This is a genomic window from Sphingobacterium sp. UBA2480 (assembly GCF_002341965.1).
Classification (GTDB): domain Bacteria; phylum Bacteroidota; class Bacteroidia; order Sphingobacteriales; family Sphingobacteriaceae; genus Sphingobacterium; species Sphingobacterium multivorum.
In genome coordinates this window covers 130,521-144,891 of sequence record NZ_DDPA01000002.1, presented here as the reverse complement: position 1 = coordinate 144,891, position 14,371 = coordinate 130,521, and the positions used below count along the sequence as shown (strand labels likewise).

7 protein-coding genes are annotated in these 14,371 nt (G+C 42.6%); 2 read left to right on the top strand and 5 right to left on the bottom strand.

Annotated elements, in window-relative coordinates:
• Positions 1–38: 38 nt before the first annotated feature.
• The 4 genes from B3600_RS04925 to B3600_RS04910 all read right to left on the bottom strand — a co-directional run bounded on the left by B3600_RS04925 (position 39) and on the right by B3600_RS04910 (position 7,148).
• A complete protein-coding gene (locus tag B3600_RS04925; protein ID WP_286752293.1) occupies positions 39–1,691 on the bottom strand; it encodes a SusD/RagB family nutrient-binding outer membrane lipoprotein in 1,653 nt (550 codons plus the stop codon).
• A gap of 13 nt (positions 1,692–1,704) precedes the next feature.
• Complete coding sequence (locus tag B3600_RS04920; RefSeq protein WP_286752292.1) at positions 1,705–5,358, bottom strand: SusC/RagA family TonB-linked outer membrane protein; 3,654 nt, start codon at positions 5,356–5,358, stop codon at positions 1,705–1,707.
• Between the two features lie 116 nt (positions 5,359–5,474).
• Positions 5,475–6,464, bottom strand: coding sequence for a FecR family protein (locus B3600_RS04915; protein WP_286752291.1), 990 nt, complete (start codon positions 6,462–6,464; stop codon positions 5,475–5,477).
• A 63-nt stretch (positions 6,465–6,527) separates the two neighbouring features.
• Entirely contained in the window at positions 6,528–7,148 is a 621-nt protein-coding gene (locus B3600_RS04910; RefSeq protein ID WP_286752290.1) for an RNA polymerase sigma factor, read from the bottom strand.
• 451 nt (positions 7,149–7,599) lie between these two features.
• Between B3600_RS04910 and B3600_RS04905 the strand changes: the two genes are divergently transcribed.
• Complete coding sequence (locus B3600_RS04905; RefSeq protein WP_286752289.1) at positions 7,600–9,990, top strand: TonB-dependent receptor; 2,391 nt, start codon at positions 7,600–7,602, stop codon at positions 9,988–9,990.
• Between the two features lie 144 nt (positions 9,991–10,134).
• Here B3600_RS04905 and B3600_RS04900 read toward each other — a convergent pair whose 3' ends face one another.
• A complete protein-coding gene (locus B3600_RS04900; protein WP_286752288.1) occupies positions 10,135–10,827 on the bottom strand; it encodes an outer membrane beta-barrel protein in 693 nt (230 codons plus the stop codon).
• Positions 10,828–11,083: 256 nt separating this feature from the next.
• Here B3600_RS04900 and B3600_RS04895 point away from each other — a divergent pair, with 256 nt between their 5' ends.
• Positions 11,084–14,284, top strand: coding sequence for a SusC/RagA family TonB-linked outer membrane protein (locus tag B3600_RS04895; protein ID WP_286752287.1), 3,201 nt, complete (start codon positions 11,084–11,086; stop codon positions 14,282–14,284).
• Positions 14,285–14,371 lie beyond the last annotated feature (87 nt).

Genomic DNA, 14,371 nt, shown 5'->3' with positions numbered 1-14,371 from the left:
ATTGTTATGTTTAATAACTTTTAATTGATGATTACGAATTACCAGGGCTTGTTTGTCCCTTGCAATAACCAAGGTTTTGACCAAGCACTATTTTCATTATCCGCTTGTGAATAAGCGGTCTTTTCAATACGTTTCAAGGCCTCTTCAGCATTTTTCTGATTCACACTCATTTCGGTTTGCATATAAGGTACGCGAACAGGAAGCTGTGTTCGAATGGCTGCGGGGCCGGCCTTTAAAGCGGGGTACCCTGTGCGACGGTAATCAAACCAGGACTGTGCGGCAGTTGTCCAACTGGCGATCCATTTTTGTTCGATAATCTGCACTTGGGTATTTTCAAACGTCACACCTTTCTGACGGATATAATTGGAATAGTCTGCAGCCTTTCCCCAGCTTGCCAGCGACTCCTGTATAGCACGCTCATAATAGGTCTTCGCTGACTCAGGCATCCCCCATCCTTTCCAAGCCGCTTCAGCCAAAATAAAATTAACTTCGGCAGCAGAAAGCAATCGTGCTTTTAATAAACTTCCCTTCGCCGAACGATAGCTATCATTCAGGTAAGAAACATGCGGGTTGATTGAGGTCTGCCCTGGTGTTGGGTTGAGATTGTAGGCTGAAGGATTTTTAGAAACACTTGGCGGCAGTCCAACATACTCCTTATCGGTATCCACCGGAATACCTTTGACAACATCCGGTGATACAATCCGGACACCATTGACGATCTTATCTGTACCTGCAGGTTCAGTATTACGGATTTCAATAGGGATCTCTATCTTTTTCGCCCAAACCGCTAGACGAGGGTCGCCCAGTTCTTGCAGCCGTTCAACTAATGTTGCACACATTTTCATGCGTCTAAAATTACTTCCACTGGCATCATAAACGGTATTTGACGGCCAGGAGTCATTTGCATTATTACCAACAAAATCCATCAACACATCATCGTTTGCACTTGTAATAAGTGGAAATTTATCGGGGTTGGCAACAATACTTTCAATCCCCTGTTTGGCAAAGTCTGCAGACTTTGCTGAAATTCGCATATAATACCGTAATGCCAACGAATTAGCAAAACGGCGCCATTTTGAAGCTTTTCCGCCAAAATAAACATCCGCATTAGCCAGTACCTCATAGGAACCATCGGGACGGGATAGAAGGTCGTTAGCTTGTTTCAACTCGTCGATAATTCCCTTATAGATTATTTCCTGGCTATCGTATTTCGGAAAATTATATACAGCATCTCCCAGTTCCGCTTTTAAGGCATCTGTATAAGGTGCGTCCCCCCAGAGATCAGTCACCAAACCAAATAAGTAAGCGCGCATCACCAGCGAAACTCCTTTATGGAAATCTAGCCCCAATTTCTCCGCGCGTTTACGCATAAGTTCATTGTCACGTAAAAAGCCATAATAAGCATCCCAGCTCAAAATTCCTCCAGTCCACTCGTAATCATTATGTGAATTGAACCAAGCATCAAACTGCGTGTGCTGCATGACTCCGCCAAGATCTGAGAAACTCAACTCATTGTATTTTTTTGCTGCTCCTGTCAATATTGTCGGTAACAACAGATTGGGATTGGCATCTTCCTCACTTACACCGTTTGGATTGATATTAAGTTCAGTCAGATCTTTACAAGCTGAAATATTCCATACTATACCAAGACCTACTACAGCCATGGTGAATCTCTTCAACTGATTTTTCATTTATGTTGTATATTTAAAATGTCACATTTACTTTAAATCCAATAGGCATTGACCAAGGGGTAACGTTATAGCGCTCAATCCCCTGTTTAAATCCAACACCAGTTTCTGGCTGGAAGGCCATTTCCGGATCTATACCTACTTTTGCTTTGGTCCATAAGATCAGGTTACGGGTATAAACACCCACGCTACCATTTTCTATCCCAAGACGCTTCAGCCATTTTCCTGTTAAATCATAGCTAAAGGAAAGTTCCCGAAGCTTGATAAAAGATGCATCAAATGTCGCTGCATTCATAAAATCCCAGGGGTAATTGTCTGAATAAGCGATATATTTTGTTCCTTCACCACCCAGATTCTCCGTATAACCTGTGATATTACCTTTATCATCATATTGTGCGATAACACCAGGATTAAACACGCCAAAATTGCCAACAAGACCACCCACACTGATCGGATAACCACCATACTCTTCGCCTGGTCCTCCAACAATGGGATAACGATTGCCCTGTACACGAACAAGATTGTTATCGACCAAATAATTGCGCAGCGTTTCACCTGTCATCCCATTGGGATTGATCATTTGGTCAAGAAAACGTTGCGTGGTTAGGTTCGATTCGAAATAGCGATAAGTCTGCGACATAAATTTCCCGCCAAAACGCATATCTGCGGCAATATTCATCGTCCATTTTTTATAGCGAAGGCTTGACTGTAGGCCCATCGTGAAATCGGGATTAAAATTTCCGATTTTGTTGCGACTATTATTGATCCGTACAGCCTGCCAAGAACCATTTTTATTGAGAATGGGAAAACCATAATACGGCGACGACTGATCCTCCACGGTCACTAACTTGGAATCGTACAGATCCCCGATCTCTTCCCCGACATAGGTACGTGCCCCACCCCGACCGTCGGTCCAAAAGGTATAGAATTCTACACCATCAGAAAGCTCATCGATACGTGTACGATTGCGATGCCAATTGACACCAACGTCCCAGGACCAATTTTCCCTGGCAATAGGTCGCCCGGAAATAGCAAGTTCAATACCTCGGCTGCTTAGCAGTCCGGCATTGATATTTTTCGAATTGAAACCGCTTGATCCCGGTAAGGTTGTTGAAATAATTTGATTTTTGTTCTCCAGCTTATAGTATGTTCCTTCAAACTTCAATCGATTATTCCACATACCCAGATCCAAGCCAAATTCGTAAGATGTGGCAATTTCGGGCTTCAGGTTAGGAACCAAGAGTGATCCTGAACGTGTTAGCCGCAATACATCACCCCAGCTACCTGGATTACTCAGTACATTGGAAAGATTATAAGGATAAGTATCATTTCCCACGCGCGCAATACCCGCTCTCAGCTTAGCCAAATTGATCGTTTTAGGCAAAGAAAATACCTGGTTGGCCAACACACTTAGAGATGCCGAAGGATAAAAATAGGATCGATTGTTTACAGGTAAGGTGCTGGACCAGTCATTACGACCAGTCACATCCAAATAAACCATATCCCGGTAACTTAGATTGATCAGTCCGTAAACACTGTTTATCGCTCTTTCAGAAATTGTGCTGTAGAAATCCAGGTTCAGTGGACTGATATTGGCCAATGTATAGAGCCCCGGTGTGATGAGTCCAGCGCCATTCTTTGTGGTATTTTGCACGGTTTTACCACGATTATACCGCAAATTCCCACCCAATGATCCTGTGATCTGAAAGTCGGTGATCTTCTTTGTATATGCCGTCAGAAAGTCGATATTCTGTTCCATGTTCATCAGATTAACAATTCCATAAGCACCTCTAGGTTCGTTCGTATAACTATAAGGGATTTTTGTTTCCCTGTTTTCCCAATAGATATCCGTTGCGTACCGAATCATGGCCGTCCAATCTTTTTTGATGGTCCAATCTAACCGTAGATTTCCAAAGACACGGTCTCTTGTAAAAGCATTGTTCACCCCATAGGCAAGGAAGTACGGGTTATTGTGGTTGCCAATAGACTGTGAACGCTGTTGAATCTGCTCCTGCCCCGGCAGCCAATAATCCTGCAAATCCAGAATATTGATGTGAGGCGCAACTTCATAGGCCGCTTGCATCGGATTGGTTCCGCGATTTCCAGCAGGTCTATTGTTGGAGTTATTTCTACTGGCATCTAATGAGAGGCCCAATGTCAGGCTATTGCGCAGGCGCATGGTCGAATTGATATTCAAGGTGTTTCTAAACAGATCCGAATTGGGGATAATACCTTTATTGGCCATATTGGAATAAGAGAAACGATAGTCCAGTTTTTCGCTTCTGTTGCTCAGGGAAATCCCATTGGTGCTTGTCACTCCAGTCTGAACAAAGTTTTTGATATTATTGGGGTACGCTTTTAGTTCCGTAGGAATGGGTTTACCGTTCTCGTCAAGTGGACTATTCCATTGGACAGCTTTATAGCCCTTATCTAGCGCAGGGCCTACCATAACACTCGACTCTTCCTCAATAACTAAATTGCCGGGTAGGTCGCCTGGCCGCCATGGCAAGGTGCCACTGGCAAATTTGTTATGCAACTCAATAAATTTATAAGGAATATCAAATACTGTATTACTAGTCACAGCAATAGTCATCTTCTCCGCATTCTTACCACTTTTGGTTGTGATCAGCACCACACCATTACCAGCACGTGAGCCGTAAAGCGCCGCTGCACTTGGTCCCTTCAAGATGGAAATATTGTCAATATCTTCGGGGTTGATATTGGCAATTGCATTACCATAATCCACTTTGTTGTCGTCACCGATCTGACCAACATTATTTAAACTATTCATCAAGGGCACTCCATCCACGACAAATAGCGGCTGGTTGTCTGTACTTAACGATGATGCCCCACGAATCACCATATTCACGCTGGAACCAGTGGGTCCAGTAGAACTAATCGAAACCCCGGGTACTCTTCCGGCCATACCAACCAGAAAATTATCATTGTTGACCCGATTGATATCCTCACCCTTAATTTTACCGACAGCATAACCCAGTGAACGGTCTTGGCGTTTGATACCCAATGCGGTTACCACCACTTCATCCAATTCGTTCGCATCTTCATTTAAAATCACCTGACGTATACCTGTCGTGTTGGCATCGAGCTTGAGATCCTTCAACTCTTTTTTTTCATAGCCAACATGGCTTATCAGTACATCGTATACGCCGGCAGCTAATCGAATAGTCACTTCACCTTTGGCATTCGACAAGGCACTCTGTCCAGTCAATGGAATATGCACAGAAGCTCCCCCAATAGGTTGTTTTGTGTGATCGACAAGCTGCAATTTCAAATCATAAGATTCTTGTCTACCCGTATTTTTCACAAGAACAATACCGCCTGAGACTCTTTTTGACTTGATGTTGGTTCCGTTCAGAATATAGGCAAGGACTTCCTCGAAGCTCGCATTCTGGAATTTTTTTTCGGCAATTAACACCCGATCTAATTGGAGCATACTCCGATCGTAGCCGATGGCTTGACCTGTTTGTTTTGACAACTGCAGTACCGCCTGCGCGGCGTTGCCACCAGACAAATGAATATTGATATTATCCCAATAAGCGCGATTGATCTTTTCCAATCCTCCAGCATGGCTATTGGTTACAGCACAAGAGACCATGGAGCAGAGCGCAAGCTTTGTCGCAAGGCCGGTAAGCTTAATTATTTTATACATATATTTGTATGAATGTTTTAAACATGAATATTCGGGTGCTCACTGGTCGATTTAGCGGTTTGCCAGATGAGCACTTTTCTTGAGTAGATAAATTATGCTGTTCTACCCCTACAGCTTTATTTGTATAAGATTATTCCATTTTTCTCCCTCCTAAATTTGATTTGATGAATATTGCAAACGATATTCAGCACCTGATCCAATGATTGTACATGCGGTATCATCAGCGAATAATTAAATGTATCAGTATTCAGATTGTCGGTATGCAGCATAACGCCGAAGCGGTTATAGATTACTTCTTTTAGTTCCTTGAAGCCGATGTTATTCAATTGCAAACCGCCTTGTGTCCAAAGATTGATATAAGCTGGATCCCTATCGAAAGTTTCAAAGTCATTATGAGCTACGCTATACCGTACGGCCTTACCTGCTGTAAGCATATGGTTCGCTCCATTTTTTGCATTTGCAACACGCACACGCCCCGTTTTAACTTCGACCGTCACCTGTTTAGTAGACATCGAATTGTTAACGTTGAAGGATGTTCCTAGGACTGCGACAGAAACGCTGCCTGTTTCTATCTTAAATGGATGTAAGGTATCCCGTTTGACCCGAAAGAATGCCTCCCCTCGATCTAAAAAGAATCTTCTATTTGACGCAAAATTTTTGCGATCGTAGCGAATACGCGTATTTCCATTTAAAAAAATGGATGTCCCATCAGGCAACTGAATTTCTTTCAGTTCGCCCGCATCCGTGACCGTTTCTGTCAATAATGCGATCGTTTCTGTCTGCTTTTGGGAAAGCGACATCGGGTTATGCTGAAAAAATAGCAGACTGATACCTCCTATAACCAGAATAGCCGCTGCTGCAACTAGCCAGGAGAATTTTCTGACCGCTATGGCTTGCATCTTCTTTTCCTTGACAGGTGCTTCAGCTATTCCTACACGAATAAATAATTCTTGTTTGATTTTTTCCCGATGATTTGCATCGATAAAGGGATTAATATCATCGTTTGAAATCGACTCGTACCAATTGTCAACATGACCTCTTTCCTCCTCGGTCGATTTTCCTCCGAGATAATCTGTTATGATAAGTTTAAAACGTTCTAAATTCACCTGCATTAATTTTTATACTAATACAGGTCAAAGCGGGCAAAGTACTTTAATTAAATATGTTCTTTATATTAAATAATCATAAAGGAGAGCGCTGCCCGCAAGCAATAGAAATATAGAATCATGGTCGGCAAATCGTCTTGTCAATTCGTACCGCATGATCTTTTTGGCCTCTGACAGGTAGTTTTTAACGGTCTGTTCCGCCAGATTGAGTTCCTTGGCAATTTGTGTGATCGAATAATTGTCGGAACGCATGAGGTAGACTGCTTTCATCAATTTAGGTAATTTGTCGATCGAATCATCTACAATAGTCTCCAGCGCCTTATACTTAGCAAAAGCCTGACTATCCAAATTGGAAAAAGCCTCCATGCGTTCCATTGAATTCTCCAAGACCTGTTTTCGTACCCGCTCTGAGGCGTAGTAATTCAGTATTTTGTTTTTGAGGGCTTTGTGGAAATAGAATTTTATATCGGAGTATTCAGTACTCACGAGCGATCGTTTTTCCCAGATATGGATAAATACTTCCTGCACAAGATCCTTTGCCTGATCCTCTTCCCGAAGATGACGAAAAGCGACGATGTATAGATCCTCCCAATACCGCTCAAAGAAATAGGCAAAAGCGGTGGGGTCACCTTCTTTAAAACGCAACACATGGTGGTTATCTACATTGGCTTCGGTAGTTTTCACCTCACAAAGATAGGTTCGTCAGATTATCAAAATGTTAATTTTTCGGGAAGCTTTTATTTGAATGTACTCTACTATATGAATAAACTGCGCCATTTGAATGCACTCCGCTTCCTGTTTGTAAAAAACCATCCCAGGAATTGTTAATAAACATGTTAACTTTCTAGTATAGAGCAGATATTTTGTTAAAAACATAGCGGATTTCCTATTTTTTCACGATTAAGCATTTAGGCCAAAACAGCCCAGCCAAAATGTTAATAACAATGTTAATAAACTTATAATCAACACACTTTATGTTAATAACTACACCTGATAAAAATACCTAAAATTTCCTGCAATGACAGGTAAATTGAAATTGAATCATGCACATAAGTAGCGTGAAAAACAAAAAAATCAGGGAAAAGCTAAGGGTAAATTGAAAGCCAGCTGTCATAAAGATAAAAACTAATCTTTTATGAAACTATCGCCAATCTTACTCATTGGATTATTGCTTCAAGAAGGGATTACATCAGCCCAGCAACCAGCATCGCCTAAGCAAAAAAATCAGGTTGTGACCGAAACCGTCAAAGGAACCGTGATAGATAAAAATACCAGATTACCGCTTACAGGTGCCACAATTGTTATTTCATCCAGCGATGGGACAAAGTCTGTAAGTACTGATACACAGGGCATATTTCGACTGCAGCAAGTTCCGGTTGGGCGTCAACAGCTTCAAGTCCGCATGGCCGGATATAAACCAGAAGAATTTACGGAATTACTGATCACCAGTGGCAGGGAGAATATGGTTAATGTGGAAATGGAGACACAAACTAATGCATTAGCTGAGGCTATCGTCTACGCCAATGCAGGGAAACAACCGCTCAATCAGATGGCAATGACGAGTGGACGTTCCTTTTCTCCTGAGGAAACAAATCGTTATGCAGGAGCTTTTTTTGATCCCGCCCGTATGGCACAGAGTTTTCCAGGTGTCGCTGCCGGCGGCGATGACAATGAAATTATTGTTCGCGGAAATTCGCCCAAAAGCTTACAATGGCGACTTGAAGGTATCGAAATTGTAAATCCCAATCATTTTGGGGCCGAAGGCGCTGCGGGCGGCGGAATCAGTATGCTCAATACCATGGTATTGGGAAAGTCTGATTTCTATACCGGTGGACTTGCCGCGGAATACAGCAATGCAACGGCTGGTGTTTTTGATCTTAAGTTTCGTAAAGGAAATACCGACAAACGCGAATACACGTTTAACGTTGGAGTTCTGGGCGTAGGAGCAACGTTAGAAGGGCCTTTCAAAAAAGGAGGTGATGCCTCCTATTTGATTAGTTACCGCTATTCTTCCTTGAGTCTCCTTGAAAAAGTAGGTGTAAAAGTTTCAGACACAGGCGTCCCAAAATATCAGGATCTTTCTTTTAATTTTGTATTTCCCACAAAAAAGGTCGGAACTTTTTCCTTATTCGGCATAGGCGGCTTAGGAAAACTCCAACAAACTGCTGAACGTAATTACGAAAAATGGGAGGAACGGACAGATGCCCAGGATCTGGATGTAAAATTTAATGCCGGAAGTGCCGGACTAAAACATCAGTACATTGCGAACGACAGATTATATTTTACAAACATTGTTTCCATGTCCCTTAGCCGTAATTCCAATAGCACCGATACATTAACACGGGACTATACTTCCAGCCTATATCACAAGGACAAATTTACGAATACGGCTCTTCGTTATGCAGGTACATTAAACTATCGTGCCAACAATAAAAACACAATTAGAGCGGGCTTAAATGCAAGTTTATTACATTATGACCTCTATGCGCTGTCCTACGACACCGAGCTAGCGGCATTGACAGAGCGGATTAATGAGACTGGAAATACAAGTACTTATGATGCTTTTGCACAGTTAAAAACAGTATTAAACGAAAAATTGACGCTCAACACCGGCGTACATACAAATTACTTTGCGCTGAGCAAGAGCTGGTCTATCGAGCCAAGATTTGGCCTTACCTGGCATGTTGCCACAGACCAAACGATTTCCTTTGGAGCCGGCTTATATAACCGACTGGAGCCCTTGGCTTATTATTTTGCCAAGAGTAGCGATCAAACAAGCCTTGAACCAAACAAGGCTCTCTCGCCAACCAAATCTGCCCAGGCTGTTATTGGCTATGAAAAGAACCTCAGCAGAACACTCCGATTTAAGACAGAAATATATTATCAACATCTTTATGATGTCCCAGTATCGACCGATTCCGACATCAACTTCTCCTTACTCAATGTATCGGATATTGCAGCCATTGGTACATCAAGCTACCGTCAGCTTATCAATAAAGGTACCGGTAAAAACTACGGCATTGAGCTCACGCTTGAGAAGTCTTTGAGCAAGGGCTATTACTTCATGGCAACAACCTCCCTTTTTGATTCGAAGTTCAAGGCGCTTAATGGTAAAGAGTACAATACCACATTCAACACACGTTATGTAGGAAATTTGCTGATGGGGAAAGAATGGACCGTGGGAAAGAATAAAAATAATCTGTTCGGTCTGAATGCCAAATTTATTTATGCCGGCGGAAGAAAATATTCCCCTGTTCTAGAAGAAGAATCGCTTCGTTTAGACGAAGAAGTTATTGACCAAGATCGCATCAATACCCTGACTGCCGATCCCTACGTACGTGTTGATTTCTCATCGAGCTATCGGGTTAATCGCAAAAAAGTAAGCCATCTGTTTATTTTGGATATTCAGAATCTACTTAATAGAGAGAACACGGTAGGCATGCACTATAATTTCAGCAAACGCATCATTGAACCCCAAAAATGGACTGGTATTATTCCAACCATTAACTACCGGATTGAATTCTAATTCGCAAGAGTAGCAAGTACAACGGAAAGATTTATTTCCAGTCGTTTGTCTTCAGACAGCAGGCGCTGAAGGCAAACGACTGGATTGATGAGACAAACTCATACTTCCAACAACGTCAACTAATTATTCGCCGTTTTCAAGTCACTAAAACCGATAGCCAACCGAAATACCCAAGGAGCGATTACGTATAGCATCTCCAGATTTATAATCCCCCCATTTGGATTCCAAATTGGCAATTCCTTTCTGAAATTCTATGCCGACAAGATAATGTTCCCTAAAAAGATAATTCACTTTTGCACGAGCGCCGTAATCAAAAGGTCTCCCAAGATTATAGCTTCCATATTCACCTTCACTTGCATCGTTCGTAAATTTAATATCGCCCTCCTCACCAATGGCAATATCACCTAAGTGGACAGGGCCTGAGGTTTTCCATTTCCCACCTAATCCATAACCGATATAAGGGCCTATACCGACCTCCAGTTTACCTGCACCAATCGTAGCATTAAAAACAACATCGATAGGCATTTCGATATAAGACGTATGTGCTTTAAAATCCTTACCCCAGCCTATAACATTTCCCTCATTTCGTTCAAATCCCCGTTTGGCGAATACAAGGGCCGGTTCTAAAAAGAAATACTCACTGAGGCGTAATGTCGGGCCGAGTCCCAAATACAGGCCTGCAACCGCGGCCGTGCTGGCCTTATCGCCCGCTTTATTTTTAGCATCCACATTTGAAAAGGCAACTCCAGCTTTTACATTCCATTTTGTCTGCGCATAGCCTGTATATGCTCCAAGTGACAGACACAACAATAACGCGGTTTTTTTGATATTCATCATACGAAAGAAATAGGTTTACATAATTTCCTTATTTAACGATAATTACTTTTAAACGCTACACCGACTTTTGAACTAATGATCCAAAATACTCCCGGCAGTCATACATTTTTAAACAAATATTAACCAAAAATCTTTCGGTTTTTCGGCGCGCTGTTACGAAAACGATTGCGAGAAAACGTGCTTATTGTTTTCTGCCAATACTGTAAATTCACTTCATAGAAAATTTATTTTTCAGACCAATTAAATCTAAAAGCCTATGATCAAGATCAAAAACGCATCCGTTTCGAAGAATCGTTGGATGTATCCGGCAATACCATTATCCTGCTTGTTGGTCGTATCTAGCCTGACAACACAAGCGACTCCATTTGCACCTGTTAAAACAAACAGCAAGCTTTCACTGGCCATGCAGCAGACAACCATTCGGGGTAAGGTTGTAGACAAAGACGGCAAAGGCATTGCCAATGTCACCGTTCAGATTAAAGGAACGAATCTAGCAACATCGACCAATGCAAGTGGTTCATTCGAACTCAAAAGTCAACAGAACGATGCAATATTAATTTTCACCAGCGTCGGTTATAAAAGTATCGAGACTAAGGCGCAAGCCGGCAGCCCCCTTACAATCACCTTGGAAAATGAATCCAAGGGACTTGACGAGGTTGTTGTTGTCGGTTTTGGTACACAGAAAAAAGAGAATGTAACCGGTTCGGTCTCTTCCATCCAGATGTCTGAGGTGGTAGAAAGCAGACCTGTAACCTCCTTGTCAGCTGGCCTAGCTGGGCAGGCGCCGGGATTATATGTTAATCAGGGCTCAGGTAGACCGGGAAGTGATGGAGGAACACTGCGTGTTCGTGGACAGGGAACACTCAATAATGCCAACCCACTTGTCGTGATCGACGGCGTTATTGGCGACATGAACCTAATCAACCCACAAGATGTAGAAAGCATATCGGTGTTGAAAGATGCTGCCTCAGCGTCAATTTATGGTTCAAGAGCCGCAAATGGCGTTATCCTCATTACTACGAAAAAAGGTAAATCAGAGCAATTTAAAGTTATTTACAACAATTATTTCTCAAGCCAAAAACCATCCAACACCATTGGAATGGTTTCCAACTATGCTAACTATATGGAGCTGATCAATGAAGGCTATCGCAATGGCGATCCAAATGCTAAGCCCATATTTTCGCAGGAAAAAATTGACCTCTGGCGCCAGAACGCTGGACAGGATCCGTTGAAATATCCCAACACGGACTGGGTTTCGGAGCTTTTCCAGAACAAAATCAGCCAAAACCATAACCTTTCCTTTACAGGTGGTAGTGACAAAATCAAGTTCTTTGGCTCCTATGGTCTTCTCGATAACCCTGGAATCATTGAACAGGCAACGTACAAACGTCATACCGGCCGTATCAATCTAGAAGCGGATGTGAAACCCTGGTTAACCTTGGGAGCCAACATCAATGGGGTCGTTTCCAAAACCGATATCGGCACCAATATCATCAATGATGTATTTACCTTTGCTGCAGCAAGCACTCCGGGCATGGTACTGCGTGCGCCAGATGGCAGATTTGGTTCACCAAATAATCCGGAAGACGACCCACAGTCCAACAACGTACTCCACCGTTTGTATGCGCAGAAAGGTAACATCAACAAAAACCGCTTTGTATCACGATTCTACGGAAAACTGAAACCGATAGAAGGCCTTTCCATTGAGGGTTCTTACACGTATACCTATGATGATGATTTCGTCTATTCGCAACCCGTGTTTAATGACCGCTGGAACTTTCTAACCAATACAGTTGCAACAGCGGGTACAGGACGTTCTTCGGTAACCAACGAATCGATCAAATCGTACCGCTATTACATGGACGGAATTGCTAAATATAAGAACAAACTGTTTGAGAAACTGAACTATGAAGTCATGGTCGGTGCCAGCCAGGAGTATTTTAAGGACGGTTGGTTTGCAGCATCCAAACTCGATCTTGTAGATCCATCCCTGACTGTTCTCAACGCGGCGACAATGGATGCCTCAGCTTCTGGCAATATGACCGACTGGGCTATGCGGTCGTTTTTTGGCCGGATCAACCTGTCCTGGGATGACAAATATCTCTTGGAAGCCAATCTGCGTACAGACGGTTCATCGCGTTTCATGAGCGGAAAAAGCAGATGGGGAACGTTCCCTTCGGCTTCCTTTGGCTGGAAGGTTTCCTCAGAAGACTTCTATGACATCAAATGGATGCCCAACCTGAAATTCCGCGCATCGTATGGTGCCTTGGGTAATAATGGAACCACTGATGACTCTTTCCGCAGAAACGCCGACATTAACAATTATGAATATTTGGCGCTTTATAATCCCACAAACTATGTATTAAATAACCAGCTCTATGTGGGCTTTGCGCAAACAGTGCTGAGTAATCCTTTCTTGACCTGGGAAAATACCTATATCCTGAATGCTGGTTTGGATTTTGACCTCTTCAATTACAAACTGGGCGGCTCGATCGATGTCTTTAACAAAGTAACGGACAATATCTTAATCAATCTTCCCGCTCCGTTGGTTGTCGGAAATGCAACAATACCACGCACCAATGCGGCCAAAGTACGTAATAATGGTGTCGAGCTGAATTTAACTTACCGCGATAAAATTGGCGATAACTTTAAATTCAATATTGGCGGCAACTTTACCTTTATTGACAATAAAGTAGTCAAGTTTAAAGGCAATGACAAGTCTATCAGTGGTTCCAATTTGCTTCAAGAAGGTTATGCCATCAATACCCAATATATCCTGTTAACCGATCGCATATTACAGACGGATGCTGATATGCAGCTCGTACAGCAGATGATCGATAATGCGCCAATCGATCCGAATACCAATCAAAAAGTCAATCCATTCGCATCCTATGGTACACCTAAAAAAGGAGATCTTTTATATAAAGACACCAATGGTGATGGCGTCATCAACGACAATGACAGGGTTCCGGTAGGCCATGGTACAGCGCCTCGCATGACCTATGGTTTTAACATGGGATTCGATTATAAAGGATTTGATTTCTCGGTCTTCTTGCAAGGTAACGCGGGCAACAAAGTGGTCTGGACGGATGGCTATTACACACCTACTGTTCGCTGGGGCTACCAGATCAATCAGGAAATTGTTGATGGCCGATGGACTGAAGGTGCTACAGATGCTAAATTCCCACGATTGCTGCCTTATACAGATACAAGAAATACCAAAAACAGCGATTTCTGGTTACAGAATAAGGCATTCGTCCGTGTAAAAAATATCCAGCTGGGCTATACAGTTCCAAACGATATTACGAAGCGGATACAGGTGCAAAATCTACGTGTTTTTGCATCGCTTGAAAATTTCTGGACCATAACCAAATATAAGGGTTTCGATCCGGAGGTTAGCGGCACCAACTATCCAACCATGAAACAGGCTGTTTTTGGTGTGAGTTTATCCTTTTAAGGAGAAAGGTGTGCGACAGAGGATATGTTCCCGACCTGTAACAGATAAATTATGAACAAAAGTTGAAAAGAGCTTTTAATTAATTAA